At 63.6% G+C, this 17,397-nt stretch carries 13 protein-coding genes; 12 read left to right on the top strand and 1 reads right to left on the bottom strand.

The window, feature by feature from the left end:
* Positions 1 to 1,808: AAA family ATPase (locus MOV76_RS32610; RefSeq protein WP_247266065.1), on the bottom strand; the 1,808-nt coding region annotated here is incomplete at its 3' end.
* 230 nt (positions 1,809 to 2,038) lie between these two features.
* Between MOV76_RS32610 and tssA the strand changes: the two genes are divergently transcribed.
* From tssA to tssM, 12 genes are all read left to right on the top strand, one after another.
* Positions 2,039 to 3,103: a type VI secretion system protein TssA gene (gene tssA, locus MOV76_RS32605; protein WP_247266064.1), complete on the top strand. Its 1,065-nt coding sequence runs from the start codon at positions 2,039 to 2,041 to the stop codon at positions 3,101 to 3,103.
* 57 nt (positions 3,104 to 3,160) lie between these two features.
* Positions 3,161 to 3,685, top strand: a complete 525-nt coding sequence (gene tssB / locus MOV76_RS32600; protein ID WP_047622916.1) for a type VI secretion system contractile sheath small subunit — start codon at positions 3,161 to 3,163, stop codon at positions 3,683 to 3,685.
* A 130-nt stretch (positions 3,686 to 3,815) separates the two neighbouring features.
* Entirely contained in the window at positions 3,816 to 5,297 is a 1,482-nt protein-coding gene (gene tssC, locus MOV76_RS32595) for a type VI secretion system contractile sheath large subunit (protein ID WP_047622915.1), read from the top strand.
* Between the two features lie 75 nt (positions 5,298 to 5,372).
* Positions 5,373 to 6,761, top strand: coding sequence for a type VI secretion system contractile sheath large subunit (gene tssC, locus MOV76_RS32590; RefSeq protein ID WP_247266063.1), 1,389 nt, complete (start codon positions 5,373 to 5,375; stop codon positions 6,759 to 6,761).
* Positions 6,758 to 7,588 carry a type VI secretion system accessory protein TagJ gene (locus MOV76_RS32585; protein WP_247266062.1) on the top strand — a complete coding sequence of 277 codons (831 nt, stop codon included), beginning with the start codon at positions 6,758 to 6,760 and terminating at the stop codon, positions 7,586 to 7,588. Before tssC (MOV76_RS32590) ends, MOV76_RS32585 begins: the two co-directional genes overlap by 4 nt.
* Entirely contained in the window at positions 7,581 to 8,090 is a 510-nt protein-coding gene (gene tssE / locus MOV76_RS32580; RefSeq protein ID WP_131598301.1) for a type VI secretion system baseplate subunit TssE, read from the top strand. The genes MOV76_RS32585 and tssE overlap by 8 nt, the downstream gene beginning before the upstream one ends.
* The gene (gene tssF, locus MOV76_RS32575; RefSeq protein ID WP_247266061.1) at positions 8,083 to 9,864 is read left to right on the top strand and encodes a type VI secretion system baseplate subunit TssF; all 1,782 of its coding nucleotides are present in this window, start codon (positions 8,083 to 8,085) and stop codon (positions 9,862 to 9,864) included. The genes tssE and tssF overlap by 8 nt, the downstream gene beginning before the upstream one ends.
* A 20-nt stretch (positions 9,865 to 9,884) precedes the next feature.
* On the top strand, positions 9,885 to 10,886 hold the full coding sequence (tssG, locus tag MOV76_RS32570) for a type VI secretion system baseplate subunit TssG (protein ID WP_247266060.1): 1,002 nt from the start codon (positions 9,885 to 9,887) through the stop codon (positions 10,884 to 10,886).
* 10 nt (positions 10,887 to 10,896) lie between these two features.
* Positions 10,897 to 12,093 (top strand): type VI secretion system-associated FHA domain protein, encoded by a 1,197-nt coding sequence (locus tag MOV76_RS32565; protein ID WP_247266059.1) that lies wholly within the window; start codon positions 10,897 to 10,899, stop codon positions 12,091 to 12,093.
* Positions 12,083 to 13,423 (top strand): type VI secretion system baseplate subunit TssK, encoded by a 1,341-nt coding sequence (tssK, locus tag MOV76_RS32560; protein ID WP_247266058.1) that lies wholly within the window; start codon positions 12,083 to 12,085, stop codon positions 13,421 to 13,423. The genes MOV76_RS32565 and tssK overlap by 11 nt, the downstream gene beginning before the upstream one ends.
* Positions 13,420 to 14,961, top strand: coding sequence for a type VI secretion system protein TssL, long form (gene tssL / locus MOV76_RS32555; RefSeq protein WP_247266057.1), 1,542 nt, complete (start codon positions 13,420 to 13,422; stop codon positions 14,959 to 14,961). The genes tssK and tssL overlap by 4 nt, the downstream gene beginning before the upstream one ends.
* Positions 14,958 to 17,397, top strand: a 2,440-nt coding sequence (gene tssM / locus MOV76_RS32550; protein ID WP_247266056.1) for a type VI secretion system membrane subunit TssM, incomplete at its 3' end; no start/stop codon positions are given. The genes tssL and tssM, both read left to right, overlap by 4 nt.

Genomic DNA, 17,397 nt, shown 5'->3' with positions numbered 1-17,397 from the left:
ATCCGCTCGATCGCCGCGTCCTGGCCAAGCACCCTCTCCTTCAGGCGGGCATCGAGCGTCTTCACGCTCTCGATCTGGTCCGACAGCAGCTTGCCGACGGGAATTCCCGTCCAGCGGGCAACGACGGCGGCAACGATTTCCTTGTCGACGACGCGCGGCAGGAGCGGCGTTTGGTCCGCCGCTGCCGCCAGGCTCCGTTCGGTGACCGCAAGTGCGGCGCGTGCGCTTTCCGCCGTCATCGCCTGCGACGGGAAAGGCGCCACATTCGTGCCGTCGCCGGTCTTGTCGGCTGGCGCCAGCGGAACGACGGCGTCGTCGGGCGAGAAGAACTCCTCCAGCCGGTCGGCTTCCCGGACGAGCCGGTTTTCTTCGTCGAACTTCGACCGGAGCGTCTCGATCTCCAGGAGGATCTCCTGCTGCTTCGCGGCGATTTCGCCAAGCCGGGCGCGCTTTTCCGGCGTCTCCGGTTCACGTGCGAGCCAGCTCGATTCGGTTTCCAGAAGATCGCGCTCGTCGGCGAGCAACTTCAGCGCCTCCGGCGTCGTCTGGCGCGCCAGCGCCACCGCAGCAGCTGCCGTATCGATCAGGCTGATTGCCTTGTCGGGAAGCTGCCGGTCCGGCAGATATCTCGCCGAAAGCCGGACGGCGGCGACGATCGCCTCGTCGCGGATGCGCACCTTGTGGTGGGTTTTCAGGCCTTCCGCCACGCCGCGCAGCATGCGGATGGCGGCTTCTTCGTCCGGCTCGCGGACATGTACCGTCTGAAAGCGACGGGTGAGTGCAGCATCCTTTTCGATGAAGCGTTTGTATTCGCTCCAGGTCGTCGCCGCGATCGTCCGCAGTTCCCCGCGCGCCAAAGCGGGCTTCAGGATATTGGCGGCATCGCCCTGCCCTGCCTGTCCGCCGGCGCCGATCAGCCCATGCGCTTCGTCAATGAACAGAATGATCGGCTCCGGCGACGTCTTCACCGCATCGACCACGCCATGCAGCCGTCGTTCGAACTCGCCTTTGACGCCGGCGCCCGCCTGCAGCAGGCTCAGGTCCAAGAGCAGCAGCTTCACGTCCTTCAATCGGGCCGGCACGTTACCGGCGGCGATCTCCAGCGCCAGAGCTTCCGCCACCGCGGTCTTGCCGACACCTGCCTCGCCGACGAGGATCGGATTGTTCTGCCGCCGGCGCATCAGGATATCGATCAACTGCCGCAATTCGCGATCGCGGCCGATGACCGGGTCGGTTCGGCCGGCGCGGGCGTCCGCGGTCATGTCGTGGGTGTAGAGCCGCAGGAATTCATTGTTCCCAGTGACGTTCGCAGACGCGGCGACGGGCACGGAAAGATCGCCCGACGGGCCTGGCGCCGCTGTCTCCAGCAGCTTGTCGAGCGTCGCTCTGTCGAGATTGCGCATCGACGGGGCAATGCCGCGCGTCACCGCCCGCAATGCCGGCTCGTTGATCAGCGCGGCAAGCAGATCGGCCAAAAGCACGACATTCCGCCCGCACTGCAGCGATGCAACCAGAAAGGATTCCCTCCCAAGGGCAAGCAGGTTCGGGGAGAGGGCTAGCGAGGCGCCATCCTCCCGCGGAATGTCGGCGATCGCCGCGTCGAGCTCCGTCCTCAGCATTTCGGAGGAGAGCTTGAGCTCTTCGAAAATGGCAGAAAATCCTGCGATATCAAGAAGGGAGCGAAGCCAGTGGGCGATATCGACGACGGCGTGCTGATGCCGCACGGCAAGCGACGCCGCTGTCTCAAGACCGACACGTAAATTGGGCTCAAGCGTTCTTATCAGACGATTGAGATCGATATGGGACATCCACCAGTCCTGTTTTTACGTCGAAATTCAGTACGCTCTCCTAACGCGAAGAAACAACTAGGGCGCTCATAAACCCTTGTCCAGAAGAAAAACGACTCTATTTTGAAAAATGAGCATATCGACAGTCGTCATAAATCCGTCATCATCCATCGATGGTTGACAAGCCAATATGAGCCGCCCAAAATGACCGTTATTCGCAGTAATCTCTGCTTTTTGAGGAATTTAACGGCGTGAATGTCCGCGAAATTATAGATCCACTTGAACAAGAGCATCCATGCGGAGAAAACGTGCGGGTTAATACTGTATCTCGCGAAATATACTATAGAATTAAGGACGCGAGAAACGCCGCTCGTACAGCCGAACGTAGTATTATCCCAGGTGAGACTATTGCGATTGCACCTGCCTGGCACGATGTTAGCAATCTTGGATTGCAGATCCTTTCTTCCAGAAGCAAGGATATCGAAGTATTGGCATGGCTCGCAGAGGCGCAGTTGCGGCTGCGGGGGTTCTCAGGATTGCATGATGTTTACGTCGCAACCGTGTCGCTTTTAGACAAGCATTTCGACACTTTGCATTCGATCGGAGATGGCGATTTCGAGGAACGGTTTGCGCCCTTCGCGGGTCTCAACGGCGTCGGCGGCGAAGGCACGCTCATCCAGGCTATTCGTTTGACATCGTTGATCCCGGGCGGAAAGTTCGCCCAGTTTTCGCTTTGGGATTTCCAGCTTTCGCAGCGGCCGAATGAAACCGAACGGCGCAAGGAATTGCAGCAGGCGGCGGCAGAAGCCGGTGTCGCTCAGATGTCAGCCTATCTCGACGTGCTGACCGGGTGCATCGCCGCATTCGATCGCATGGTCGAAATACTTGACGAACACTGCGGCGACCAGGCGCCACCGAGTTCGAATACACGCAATGTGTTGCAGGAGGCGGCATCTGCAATCCGGATGCTCGCCGGGATCGAAGCGCCGCTTGCCGCTCCACAAGCCCTTGCCTCGCAAGGGTCCGAGCCACTGCAGGCAAGCGAAACCAACGAGTCCGAAGCCATCGGCCTGCGGCCTGTCAGCGCCGAGACGATTCGTTCGCGGGAAGAGGCCTTCGAACTTCTGATCGCCGTTGCGCGCTATTTCCGCCGCACGGAGCCCCATTCACCGATCTCCATGTCGATCGAAACGCTGGTGCGTCGCGGCCGCATGGATTTTTTCGAGCTTCTTGCCGAGCTCCTGCCCGAACAGCAGACGCGCAACGCGGTGCTGACGGCAGCCGGCATCCAGCCCGTAGCCGACAAGGGAGGCTAACGGCACGCCGCAGCATCCTCAATTGATAATCCGCCGATGAGACGAAGGAGAATCTCGATGGCAAGTGTGCATGAAAAACTGGAACGGGTTCGCAAGCCGCGGGTCCACATCAAATACGAAGTAGAAACCGAAGGCGCGATGGTGGTGAAGGAACTCCCCTTCGTCGTCGGCGTGCTCGGCGATTTCTCCGGAAATCCCACGCAACAGCTCAAGCCTTTCGGCGAGCGCAAGTTCGTGCAGGTCGACCGCGACAACTTCGACGACGTCATGCGCCGCATGACGCCGGGCCTCACCCTGTCGGTCGAGAACACCCTCGAGAAAAACGGAACCGAGCTTCCCGTTTCGCTGAAATTCGAAAGCATGGCCGATTTCGAACCCGGAGCGGTCGTCGATCAGGTGCCGGCGCTGAAGGCCCTGCTCAACGCACGCAACCAGCTGCGCGACCTGATGAGCAAGGCGGACCGCTCCGAGGAGCTCGAGCGTCTGCTCGAGGACATCCTCCAGAACAAGGCCGATCTCTCGCAGCTGGTGGCCCAGCTTGGCGGAGACAAAGCCGAAGACGCGAAGGACGTGTTGAACTGAGTGCCCGGGATCGCGGACCGATAGCGGCCCGCGCGCTCAATTCCTGAAGAGTCGTTGTCCGGCAGCGGCCCCTTTTGAAGGGAACCCCTCATGCTTCGAGGGCCGCCGCTTTCGCAAAAAGGATCGATAGATGACCGCTGAAACGCAATTGCAAACAAAGGAAGAAGTAGGCTTCGCACCTGATGAGAACCTGCTCTCAAAGGTGGTTGCGGCAACCCGCCAGACCGAGCCCGACCGTGCGCAGGACCTTCTGCGCACGCTCACCGATCAAGCCCTGAAGGGCACCGTCACCTATGATCGCAACCTGACGATCACCTTGAACAATGCCATTGCCGAAATCGACAAGGCAATATCCAGCCAGCTCGCGGCGATCATGCAATCGCCTGAGTTCACCAAGCTCGAAGGAGCCTGGCGCGGCCTGAACTATCTCGTCAAGAACACCGAGACCAGCGCCAACCTGAAGATCCGCGTGCTCAATGCATCCAAGCGCGATGTCGCCAAGGATCTGGCAAAGGCCGTCGAATTCGACCAGTCGCGGCTCTTCAAATCGGTCTATGAAGACGAATTCGGCACGCCGGGCGGCGAACCGATGGGCGCGCTGATCGGCGATTACGAATTCGACAATTCCTTCGACGACGTCCAGCTTCTGCAGGGCGTCTCGATGATCGCCGCTGCCGCTTTTGCCCCGTTCATCTCGGCCGCCAGCCCGCGCATGTTCGGCTTTGAGGATTTCCGGGAGCTGGCAAAACCCCGCGATCTCGAGAAGATCTTCGAGACGGTTGAATACGCCAAGTGGCGCAGCCTGCGCGAGAGCGATGATTCCCGCTTCGTAACGCTCGCCATGCCGCGTGTGCTTGCCCGCATGCCCTACGGCCCGAAGACCAGCCCGATCGAGGAGTTCAACTTCGACGAAACCGGCGGTTCCAAGACCGGCGAGCTGTCGCACGGTTCCTACTGCTGGATGAACGCAGCCTATGTGATGGGCACGCGTCTCACCGAGGCCTTCGCCAAGAACGGCTGGTGCACCGCCATTCGCGGGGCGGAAAACGGCGGCAAGGTCGAAGGGCTGCCGATGCACATCTTCTCGAGCGACGACGGCGATCTGGATCTGAAATGCCCGACGGAAGTCGGCATTACCGATCGCCGCGACGCCGAACTCGGCAAGCTCGGCTTCCTGCCGCTCTGCCATTACAAGAATACGGACTATGCCGTGTTCTTCGGGGCGCAGACGGCGCACAAGCCGAAGCTCTACGACCGGCCCGAAGCCACTGCCAATGCGGCCGTTTCAGCCCGTCTGCCCTATATGATGGCGACCTCGCGCTTCGCCCATTATCTCAAGGTCATGGGCCGCGACAAGATCGGCTCCTTCATGGAAGCGGAAGATTGCGAGGCCTGGCTCAATCGCTGGATCTCCAACTATGTCAACGCCAATGACGACGCCGGCGAAGAGTCGCGGGCGAAATATCCGCTGCGCGAGGCAAAAGTCACCGTACAGGAAATCCCCGGCAGGCCGGGCGCCTACAACGCCGTGGCCTGGATGCGCCCGTGGCTGCAGATGGAGGAACTGACCACCTCGCTGCGCATGGTCGCCCGGATTCCCTCGAAGAACTGATGAAAGCAGGTCCAAGCGCGGCGGGTTGCCGCCGCGCTTGGATCTTGCGTTCGAAACATCTGTGTCAGGTTGACGATGGGTTCCAGCACTGAATGGCGGCGCCGGGCGGATCAGCTGATTACGCTGATCGACGAAGCGCTGAACAAGCAAGTCAATGCCATCCTCCACCATCCCGATTTTCAGGCGATGGAGGCGAGATGGCGTGGCCTTGCCATGCTCGTGCGCGAGGCAAGCCGCAGCGGCGAGGTCAAGGTCAAGCTTCTCGGCGTCAGCTGGGGCGAGCTCACGCGGAGCATGGAGCGTGCCAGCGACTTCGACCAAAGCCACCTCTTCGAACTGATCTATAGCCGTGAGTTCGGCATGCCGGGCGGCGAACCCTTCGGTCTGCTGGTCGGCGACTATTATCTTTCTCCGGCCGATCCGGCCGGCGGCGATCCGGTCAGCACGCTGTCGCAGATCGGCATGGTGGCCGCCGCCGCCTTCTGCCCCTTCGTCGCAGGTGCTGCGCCGCTGGCGATCGGGCTTGAAGACTTTCACGAGCTGAACCGGGTCAACGACTTTTCCTGGCTTGCCAATGAGACGGCCCGCATCCGCTGGAACGGTCTCCGCGCGCGTGAGGATTCGCGTTTCCTCGGACTTGTCGCGCCGCGTATCCTGATGCGCGCGCCGCTGACGCCTCATGCACGCAATCGCAACGATGGCTTTCCCTTCCGCGAAAGCATTTCCGCCGACGGCAGTTCGCTTCTCTGGGGCAACGCCGCTTTCGCATTTGCGACCGTCGTCATCCGAAATTTCATCGATTCCGGCTGGTTCGCGGATATCCGCGGCGTCACGCAGGACGCTGTCGACGGCGGCCTGCTAAGTGCAGCGGAACTGCCGCCCTATGATTTCGGCACCGAAAGCAACGGACTATCCGCCCAGGCGCCAGTGGAAATCCATCTTACCAGCGGCCAGGAGCAGCAGCTCTGCGATCTCGGTATCATCCCTGCCGCGACGACCTATCTCTCCGCTTCGGCGATTTTCAATTCCAATCAGTCCCTGCATGCGCCGCCGCACTATTCCAACGAGCATGCGCGCCAGAACGCCCGCCTCGCCGCGATGCTGCAATATGTGCTCTGCGCGTCGCGCTTCTCGCATTATCTCAAAGTCATCATGCGCGACGAAATCGGCCAGCTTTCGGATGCGATCTCGATCGAGCGGAAGCTGGCGGATTGGCTGACCGCCTATACACTCGGCAACGACGATGCCGACATCGCGCTACGCACACGCTTTCCCCTGCGCTCGGCCGGCATCGGCGTCGCCGAGATTCCGGGCAAGCCCGGCAGCTTCTCCTGCACCGTCCGGCTGCAGCCGCATTTCCAGCTCGATGACGTTGCCACGAGCTTCCATCTCATCGCCGAGACCGCGACCACCGGCCAGATCCTGAGCCGCCCCGTTGCCATACCCGAGAGGATGTCCGCATGACGCTTTCCGCCAGCATCGCCCAATCGCTCAGCGACGACGCCCTCGATGACGCGATCGAGGAGGTCAAGGCGTATCTGAAGGTCAAGCCTTCGGATCAGGAGGCGCGGCATCTCTATATCGATCTTCTCGTGCTTGCCGGTGACTACCAGCGTGCGGACAATCAGTGCAGCCTTGCTGCCACCCTCTCTCCCGACGCGACGATGGGATTCGCATTGCTGCGCAACGAGCTTCGGGCGATGGCGGCGCGCGACGCCTGGTTCGACAGCAGCGCCCTGCCGGAATTTCCACAGGGGCCGAGCGAACTCGACAAGCTCGCCGTCCGCCTCGGCATCGCCCATCACGACGGGGATGCGGATGAGGCGAGAACCACGCTCGATGCACTCGAGAACCTCAGGGGTGAGCGCCCGCTGATCTGGAACGGCAAGGCCGTCTCCGATTTCCGCGATCTCGACGACCGCACGCCGCATGCTCTCGAAGTCATCATGACCGGCGGCGGCTATCTCTGGATCGATTTTTCCAAGATCGCAGCTCTCTCGATAGAGCCGATTGCCCGTCCGCGCGATCTGGCCTTCCGCCGCGCCGAGCTCTCCCTGATCGACGGCGCTGCCGCGTCGGTGCTTCTGCCTGCGGTCTATCATGGCACCGGCAAGGATGAGACGCTCAGGCTGGGCCGCGAGACCGAATGGATCGAGGAGACGACCGGCATCACCACCGGCCGCGGCCAGCGCTGCTACCTCGCCGGCGACGAACTGGTTTCATTCCATGACACCCAAAGTCTGGAGATCGTGCCGGCAGCGGCTGCCGGCAGGCAGGTTGCGCATGGTTGATCCCCTCGAACGCTACCGGTCGCGCGACCGCGTCCTTGCCCGCTCGATCCTCGACAGGCTGATCGACGAGGCTCCGGATCGCGGCGCCGATCCGCCGATGAGCTTCGTCGATCAGGTCCGCGACGTCAGGGAGGCGATCCGCCGCGATCTCGAAGCGCTGCTCAACACGCGGCGCTGCCCGACGACTCCACCGGCGGCACTTTCCGAACTCAGGGACGCCCTGGTGAGCTACGGCGTCGACGGCATCGTCTCGGCAAATCTGATGACCGACCAGGCCAAGCTCAAGCTGGCGCAAGCGATCGAGAGGCGGATTGCGCTTTTCGAAACGCGGCTGTCCGATGTGCGGGTGACGATCCTCAAGAGCCGGACGATGACCGAACGGGCGCTGCGCATGCGCATCCAGGCGACCTTCCGCCTGCATGAAGGCATGCCGCCGATCAGCTTCGAGTCGACCATCGATCCCTCGACCCAGCGCTTCCTCGTGGAGGCGGCGCATGGCTGAAGGTTTCCTTCATCGCTACAATGAGGAATTGCTCGCACTCCGCCGCCGCGCCGCGCGCTTTGCGGATGCCTTCCCGAAGATCGCCGGCCGCCTGCGCATGACCGGCGACGTCGCCGACGACCCGCATGTGGAGCGCCTGATCCAGAGTTTCGCCTATTCGGCCGCCCGCGTCCGCCAGAAGCTGGACGACGAGTTTCCCGAACTCACCGACGGCCTGCTCGAAACCCTTTATCCCCATTATCTCTCGCCGCTCCCCTCGATGAGCATCGTGAAGTTCCGGTCGAGCGATACGCTCGCCTCGGTCCAGACCGTGCCGCGCCACACCGAAGTCCTGGCCGAGCCGGTGCGAGGGGAAGCCTGCCGCTTCCGCACCACGCAGAATGTCGAGATGGCGCCGATCGAAATCACCGGTGCTATCCTTTCCGGCCAGCCGATCAATGCGCCGCTTTCTCCCTATGCCGGCGTTGCCGGTTGCCTCAGGCTGTCCATCCGCAGTCTCGATGCCCGAAAGCCCGTCGGCAGCCTCGGCATGAGCCGCCTGCGCCTGCACATTCCGTCCCCCTGGCAGCAGGCGGTGGCGATCTATGAGCTGCTTGCCAACCACACCCTCGGCATCGCACTTGCCAAACATGCGGACGACCGTTCGCCGGTCTTCCTGCCGGCGGGGAATCTCAAACCGGTCGGCTTCGAGCCTGAAGAGGCCATGCTGCCCTATCCGGCGCCGAGCTTCACCGGCTACCGGCTGCTGACCGAGTTTTTCGCTTTGCCGCGCAAATTTCTGTTTCTCGACGTCGAAGGGCTCGATGCCTGGCGGGGGGAGACGCTGGAGCTCTTCGTCTACCTCAGGGAAAGCGACGCCAAGCTCGAACGTGCGATCTCGGTCCGCGACTTCGCGCTCAATGCGACGCCCGTCGTCAATCTCTTCCGCCAGGTCTGCGAGCCGATTGCCATCGACGGCACCCGCACGGAATACCGTCTTCTGCCTGATGCGCGGCGCCAGAAGACCCGCGAGATTTATTCGATCGACCGCGTTCTCCTGACCGGATCACGCGGCCAGGAGGAATTCTGCCAGCCGTTCTTCGGACGGTCGCAACGGGCAGGCACGAGCGCGACCTACTGGCAGGCCTATCGCCGTTTCGACGAAGACGACAGAACCAGCGACATGGACATCGCCTTCGTCGACAGGCAGCGCCGTTCTTCAGGTCCTGTCGATGCGGTCGCAAGCGTCGATACGCTCTGCCTCAACCGCGACCTGCCGGAACAGCTTCCCTTCGGCGGCGGCCATCCATTCCTGCAGCTCGCTTCCGGCCATGAGGCTGTCGCCAGCGTCGAAGCCCTGATCCCGCCGACGCCGTCGGTCAGGATGAACGATCAGGAAGGGCGGAACTGGCGGCTGATGTCGCATCTCATCCTCAATCACCTGTCGCTCTTCGACAATGACGGTGCGGCGCTGAAGGATATCCTGTCGCTCTACGCCTTCCGGGACAGCCCCGAGACCAAACAATTCGTCGATGCGCTCGTCAGCATCAAGGCGGGCACTTCGACCGCCCGTCTCGGCAGCGGCGGCATGGTGCCCGGCACCGAGATCGCGCTTGAATTCGATCCGTCCGCCATCGACCGGCCCTCGGCCTTCCTATTCGGCAGCGTGCTCGACCGCTTCTTCAGTCTCTACACCTCGGTCAACAGCTTCACCCGGCTCACCATTGGGATGAAGGGGCAATCGAGGCCGATCGCCCGGTGGCCGGCACGTGCCGCCGAACGCCCGCTTCTCTAAGGAAGGATCGCTAGCCAACCATGGATCTCCTCGTCGCCCGCAAGCCAGACGCCCTTGCCGATCTGCTCGAACGCGACCCCGGCCGCTTCGAGCCGGTGACGGCCTTTCGCGTCGCGCAGGCTTCGGTGGAGGAAGGGCGGCTTGATGTCGCCTCCCATGTCGGCGTCTCGCCGGCGCCTCTTGCCGTCAGCGGGTACAAGCGCAAGGGCGGCGGTGCCGCCGTCCGCAGTGCGCTTGCCGGTCTCGTCGGGGCGATCGGCTCCATGCCGTCGACCTACAACGACCTCGTCATGCGCGAGGAGCGGAACAGGTCGCGGGCGCTGGCGGGCTTCTTCGACCTGTTCAGCGCGCGGATGGCGGAACTTTTCGCCGACGCCTGCGAGAAATACCGCATCGCCAGGCGGCTGCGCTGGGGCGGCAGATGGGCAAACAACGCCTTCGTCACCACGCTGCTGTCACTCACCGGCTTCGGCACCAAGCGCCTCGTCGAAAAGAGCGGCGTCGACGAGGAGCTGATCCTGCGTTTCTCGGGCTTCTTCGCCGCACGCAACCGCAATGCCGTCAATCTCCGCGCCATGCTCTGCGAATTCAGTGGCCTGCCGGTGGAGATCGAATTGTTCCGCGGCCGCTGGCTGACCATCCCGGAGGCGGAGCGCAGCCGCATGGGCCAGCCCCAGGGCGTCCAGCTTGGCGTCAATGCGACGGCAGGTGCGGCGGTCCATGATTTCAGCGGCGGCTTTCGCATTGTCATCGGTCCGCTCGGCTATGCCGATTACCTCCAGCTCGCGCCGGGCGGCCGCGCCATCACCGAACTCTTCGCCCTGACGCGGCTCTATGTCGGCGCGGCGCTCGAATTCGACATACAGGCCATCCTGAAGAAGGAGGATGTTCCCTTCTGCCAGCTCGGACAGGCGGGCGATCCGCCGCGCTTGGGCTGGAACAGCTGGGCAAGGGTCGCGCCGGCTGCAAGCGACAGCGGCGATGCGGTGATCGTCGAGCGCCTGTCGGTTCAGGCGCGGTGAGGAGGCGAGGATGCGGCTTGAACTGAAAGAGATCACTAGTGACGCGACCGCGCCATCGGGCCAGTCGAAATGGTTCTTCGAACGCGGCCGGCGAACGCTCGGCCGGGCACCGGATTGCGACTGGCGGCTGCCGGAGAATCGGCGCTCCGTTTCGAAGCTCCACTGCATCATCGAGCGCGACCGCGAAGGCTTCCTGCTGCGCGACCAGAGCGCGAACGGCTCCCGGGTCGACGGCGTCGCCGTGCATGAGGGCCAGATCGTGCGACTTTCCGACCGGTCGCGGCTGGAGGTGGGCGGACTTGCCTTTTCCGTCCACATATCAGGCGATAAGGACCGCGAGGTCGGGGATCCCGATGCCGCTCTCCTGCTGAGCGACGAACCGCTGACCATCTCAGCCATCCTGGCCGATATCGCCCCGGGCGGTCATACCGCAAACGGCATCCTTGGCGAGCGTGCGGTCGATGATTGGGACCTTCCCGAAAAAGCCGGGAAAATGGGAGCGGCCTCATCCCGCAATGTCGAGATCGGCTGGAGCGGCCCTCCGGAGATCCGCTCAGTCACCCAGCTTCTGCCGGAGGACTGGAATTCGGAGGAGACTGAATATGGCAGCCACCTGGAACATGGTTCCGCCACCCATGTCTCCGCGCCCATCACTCAGCGCCGGCCGGCGCCACTGATCGAGATCGTCAACGACAATGATCCACAGCCGGAGCCGGAGCTGGAGAAGTTTCCGACGCTGACGATCGGCCGGCCCGAAGCCTTCTCCGATCGCCTGGAGCCGTTGCTTGCCCGGCTCGAGGAGGCTGTCGAGAATAACTATGCCGTTTTCGAGCTGAATGCGCCGTCCTCCGCCAGCGAGCCGGATTTCCTGGCCGGCAGCAGAGAGGAAGCGCTCCTTGCCCGCATCGAGACCCTGCTCGGGCAGCAGCTGAAGCTCAATTCCGCGCTCGAGGCTCTCGTTCAGGCGGCAGGCCGGCTGGAGCCGCGCGTCCTGGAGGCGCGGGTCGAGGCCGGCGCCTGGCGCCTGCCCTGGCGCCGGGACCAGGCCTATTGGCGGGCTTACCGGGCACAATTCGAAACGGACGGCAAGAGCCGATCGATCCATGACGTTTTCCGCCACGCAATGTCTGGGGCGGTGAACGGCACGCAGGCAGGGTCTCGTCCGCAAGACGGGCAGGAAGGAAAAGACGCGCATCATGAGGAATGAAAACCGGGTGGCCTGGAGCGAAGGCATGTTCCTTCGCGTGCAGCATTTCCAGCAGGCGGACCGCTGGACCGAGCGGCTCGTGCGCACCGCGACGCACGGCCTCTCGCCTTATCCCTGGGGGGTGGCGGAGATCGGCATTGACCGCGGCGCACTGGCGATCGGTCAATTCGCACTGTCGAACCTGCGCGGCGTATTGCCGGATGGAACGCCGTTCGAAGCCCCGATCGATACGGACCTGCCGCCATCGCTCGAACTCGACGAGAACACCAAGAATGCAATCGTCTATTTGGCGCTTCCCGCCCGCCAGCCGGGCAAGGCCGATGTGGCGCTGAACGGCGGTGCCGCACGCAACAGCGTCCGCCTCGTCGCCTCGCCCTACGAAGCACCCGATGCCAATGTCGAGACCGACTTCATGGCACCGATCGATGTCGGCCGCCTCAGCCTGCGTTATCTCAGGACCGGCGATGAACTCGCCGGCTACGAGCTCATCGGGCTTGCCCGCATCATCGAGGTTCGCTCCGACAGGGCCGTGATCCTCGATCCGGACTATATCGTGCCGAGCCTCAACTGCACGGCCGCGGGCCGGCTGAACGAATTGATCACCGAATTGCTCGGCATCGTGCGCCACCGCGCGGAGGCGATCGCCGAACGGATCGGCGATCCGACCATTCGAGGAACGGCAGAAGTCGGCGACTACCTGCTGCTACAGATGCTCAACCGCGCGGATCCGATGCTGAAACACATTTCGGCGAATGCGACACGGATTCACCCCATGGTCTTTTACGAGACCTGCATCCAGCTTGCCGGCGAGCTCGCCACCTTCACGACCGACCGCAAACGCGCCAGCGACTTCCCGCCTTATCGCCACGACGACCTCAAGGCGACCTTCGCCGCCGTCTTCGACGATCTGCGCGCCTCGCTGTCGTCCGTGCTCGAACAGGCGGCCGTGGCGATCGAGCTGGCCGAACGCCGGCATGGCGTCAGGATCGGCACGATCAACGACCGTTCGCTGCTGAGGGATGCCGGCTTCGTGCTGGCGGTCCGGGCCGAGATGCCGGTCGAAGACGTACGCCGCAAGCTGCCGGCGCAGATCAAGATCGGCCCGGTCGAGCGCATCGCCGACCTCGTCAACGTGGCGCTGCCGGGCATTCCCGTCCGGCCACTGCCGGTGCTGCCGCGCCAGCTCCCCTATCGCTCCGGCACCATCTATTTCGAACTCGACACCAAGAACCCGCTTTGGAAACAACTCGACACTTCCGGTGCTATCGCCGTGCATCTCGCCGGCGATTTCCCCGGGCTCGAAATAGAACTGTGGGCCCTTAGAGAATGAAGACCGAATCCGCCTCCACCTGGCAGAACCTGCCGACCATCGTCGAACTCACCGAGGACGGCACTAGGAAAAAGCAATCCGCCCGCAAGATGGCGGAGATGCTGGATGACGTCCTCGACTTTCCCGAAAGTGAGGGAGGAAAGGCGCCGGCGGGATCACTTCGGAAGAGCGCAGCCTCCATCGAAACACTCGTCCGGGATTTTCGCTTCGGCGCCGATGACGTGCCGACGCTGGTGCGGTCCGCTGCACCGCTCCTCAACCTTGCCCATGCCCTGCGCTACACGGAGGAACAGCCCGAGATCGACGAACTGCGCCAGGTGGCGATCGAAGCCGTCGGCCGCTACGAGCGCGATCTGGCGAGCGCCCGTATCAGCCCCGAACGCGCACGTGCCGCCCATTACGTCGTCTGCGCGACGGTCGACGATGTCGTGCTCAGCAAGGCCTGGGGCGTTCGTGCCGGCTGGGCCCGCTCGGGACTCGTTTCCACCTTTCATATGGACGTGACCGGCGGCGAACGGGTGTTCGACCTGCTCGACCATTTCCACCAGAGCCCCGGCGCCAACAAGGACCTGCTTCTCCTCATCTACCTCTGCCTGTCGCTTGCCTTCGAGGGGCGCACCCGCGTTTCACCGCGCGGTGGGCTGGAGCTTGGCCGCATCCGCGACAGCCTTTACAAGACGCTGCTTGGCCAATACGGCGTCTTCGAACGAGAGCTTTCTCCGCATTGGAAGGGTGTTTCGGCCCGCCACCAGCCGCTGCGCACCGCGGCCGCGATCTGGACGCTTCTTTCCCTTCTGACGCTGATCCTGGCGTTAGGCTACCTGTTCTTCACCCTCTCGCTCAATCGCGCCTCCGACGGAACGTTCGAGCGGCTTGCCAAGCTGCCGCCGCGCGATATGCCGAGCGTGCTGGTCAAAGTGCGGGAGCCTCCTCGGGAGCCGCCGCCTGTTGTCGTCGCCGAAACCCCGCCACCGCCCCCGCCGCAACCGCAACCGCAAGTGAAGCCGCCGAGCCGGCTCGACAATCTGCTCGCCTTCCTGCAGCCGGAGGTCGAGAAGAAGCTGGTCACGCTCTCGGATTCGAATGGCAGGCTGCTGGTGCGGATCAGCAATTCCGGCCTGTTTGCCACCGGCAGCGCGGAGGTCAGCCAGAAATTCCACGATCTTCTCCAGCGGATCGGCGGCGCGCTGGCCGCAGAGAACTTCCGCGCCGTGGTGGTGGGTTATACCGACAATGTGCCGATCCGCACCGTGCAGTTTCCCTCCAACTGGCACCTTTCCGAAGCCCGCGCCAAGGCTGTCGGCGAAATCCTCAGTTCATTCACCGGGCCGGGCGCGATCCTGACCGAGGGGCGTGCCGACACCGATCCGATCGCCGCCAACGATACGCCGGAGGGCCGGGAGATGAACCGCCGCACCGAGATCCTGGTCCTGACCGATCCGAGCGAGCGGCTGAACGATGCGGGTTTGACGACGCCGCGTCAGGCCGACATGCCGGATGAACCGACGACGCCTGCCGCAGGAGGTGGTTCGCGATGAACCCGCTCAGTTACTTCTATACGCTCCGCTCCTATGTGGAGGCCTATGCCGGCCTCATCGGCCGCCGCTTCATCTCGATCATCTGGGTAGCGGCAATCTGTGTCGTCATCTGGTTCTACGGCTATCTCGCCGCCTATGGCGATTTCAAGCCGCTGGCGAGCACCAGCGCGCGGCTGACGCTGATCGTCATCATCCTCGCCGCCTGGCTCGCTTATCTCGTCTTCACGACCATCCGCGACCGCCGCCGCGACAAGCAGCTCGTCGAGGGTATCGAGCGGGACGCGGAAGCGGAAGCCGCGGCCAGCCAGCAGGCTGAGGTCGGCGAGATCCACGGTCGGCTCAAGGAAGCGCTGCAACTGCTCCGCCGCATTACCAAAAAGCGGTTCGGCTATATCTACGAGCTGCCGTGGTACGTCATCTTCGGCGCTCCGGGGTCCGGCAAGACGACGGCGCTCTCCAATTCCGGCCTCAAATTCCCGCTCGGCGATGCGCTTGGCAGCAATTCGGTGCAGGGGATCGGCGGTACGCGCAACTGCAACTGGTGGTTCACCGACGAGGCCATCCTCATCGATACGGCCGGCCGCTACACGACGCAGGACGATCTGAACGGCACCGCCAAGGCCGGCTGGGAGGGATTTCTCGGCCTGCTGCGCAAATACCGGCGTTCGCAGCCGATCAACGGCGCGCTGGTGACGCTGTCGATCGGCGATCTCCTGACGCGCGATCCGGAAGCGCAGCGCGAAGAGATCAGGGCGATCCGCCAGCGGCTTTCCGAACTTGATGAACTCCTGCATGCGCGCGTGCCGGTCTATCTGCTGCTGACCAAGGCCGATCTGCTGACCGGCTTCGTGGAGTTCTTCGACGGCTTCAACAAAAGTGACCGTGAACAGGTCTGGGGCACGACGTTCGGCCTCGACGAGAGCTACAAGGCGGCAAATCTGCCGGAACGCTTCATGGAGGAATTCACCCTGCTGCAGCAGCGCGTCGATACCATGCTGATCGAACGCCTCCAGCAGGAGCCCAATCCGGAATTGCGCGGCCGCATCTTCCGCTTTCCGGCCGAGCTCACCGCTTTGAAGGAACGCCTGCACGAGGTCGTCACCGAGCTTTGCTCGGGTTCGAAGCTGGTGGAGGCGCCGCTGCTGCGCGGCATCTATTTCGCCTCCGGCACCCAGCGGGAGGAGACGGTCGCCGTCCCCCGCATGCGACGCAGCTATTTCCTCTCGCGGCTCTTCAAGGAGGTGATCTTCGGCGAGGCTTCGCTCGTCGCCCGCGACAAGCGGCTTTCAGGGCGGCAGTTGCTCTTCCGCCGCGCGGCCTATGCCGCCACGGTCCTGCTGCTTGCCGTGGTGCTAACGAGCTGGACGGCCACCTACATCCAGAACACCACGGCCCTGGCCGGCGCGGAAAGACGCATAGACGCCTACGAACAACTGGTGCGTGGCGTGCCGGTTCGCGACGTTTCGGATGCGGATTTCCTGCGCATCCTGCCGGCGCTCGACAATCTCGCCGCCGTCACCACCGACTTCTCGAAGACCCGCGTCTGGCCGATAAGCCTCGGCCTCGACCAGGAAGGCAAGGTCGCCAGCCGGCAGCGCGAGGCCTATCAGCGGGCGCTGAACGCGCTGCTCCTGCCGCGCATGCTGGTGCAGCTCCAGAAGGACATGACCGAGACCACCGACGTCACCCGCACCTTCGACGCGTTGAAGCTCTACGGCATGCTCGGCGGGCTCGGCCCGGTAAATGCGGACTTCGCCTCGCTGGAAGCAGAAGACATGTTCACCAGGCTCTATCCCGACGAAGGCAGGGCCGCGGCCCGGCATGCGCTGATTGCCCATGCCGATGTCATGGCGCGCGGTGCGCTGCCGCCGATCGAGCTCGACAAGGCGCTGATCGCCAAGGCGCGCGAGGTCATCCGCTCTGAGAATATCGCCAGCCGCGCCTATGACATCCTGGGGGAATATCGCGAGTCCCGCGCCCTTCCCGCCTGGAGTGCGGCAGGCGCGCTGGGGCCGCTCGGCGAACAGGCCTTCGAGCGGAAATCGAAGGCGCCGCTTAGCGAAGGCATTCCCGGCCTCTTCTCCGCGACCGGCTACCGCACCGTCGTCCTTCCTGGGATCACCGACGCCGCGCGCGAGGCGCTCGACGAGCAATGGGTCCGCGGCGATCCCAATCCCGCCGGCGTCACCGTCGACACTATCGCCCAGGCGACGCTGCAGCTTTACTTCGACGCTTTCGAGCAGCGCTGGTCGACGATCCTCACCGATATCAGGGTGAAGCCTTCCCAGACGATCGCCGATGCGGCGGAAACCACCCGCATCCTGGCGAGCAAGCCCAGCCCGGTCGAGACGATCACCAAATCGATCGTCGCTGCCACCGATCTGCGCGCGCCCGGGGCGGAAGTCGCCTCGGCCGCCGGCGACAGCCTGCCCACCT

Origin of the sequence: Rhizobium sp. PRIMUS64, assembly GCF_023006465.1 — a bacterium.
GTDB classification, from domain to species: Bacteria; Pseudomonadota; Alphaproteobacteria; order Rhizobiales; family Rhizobiaceae; genus Rhizobium; species Rhizobium leguminosarum.
This window is presented reverse-complemented; position numbering and strand designations above follow the sequence as displayed.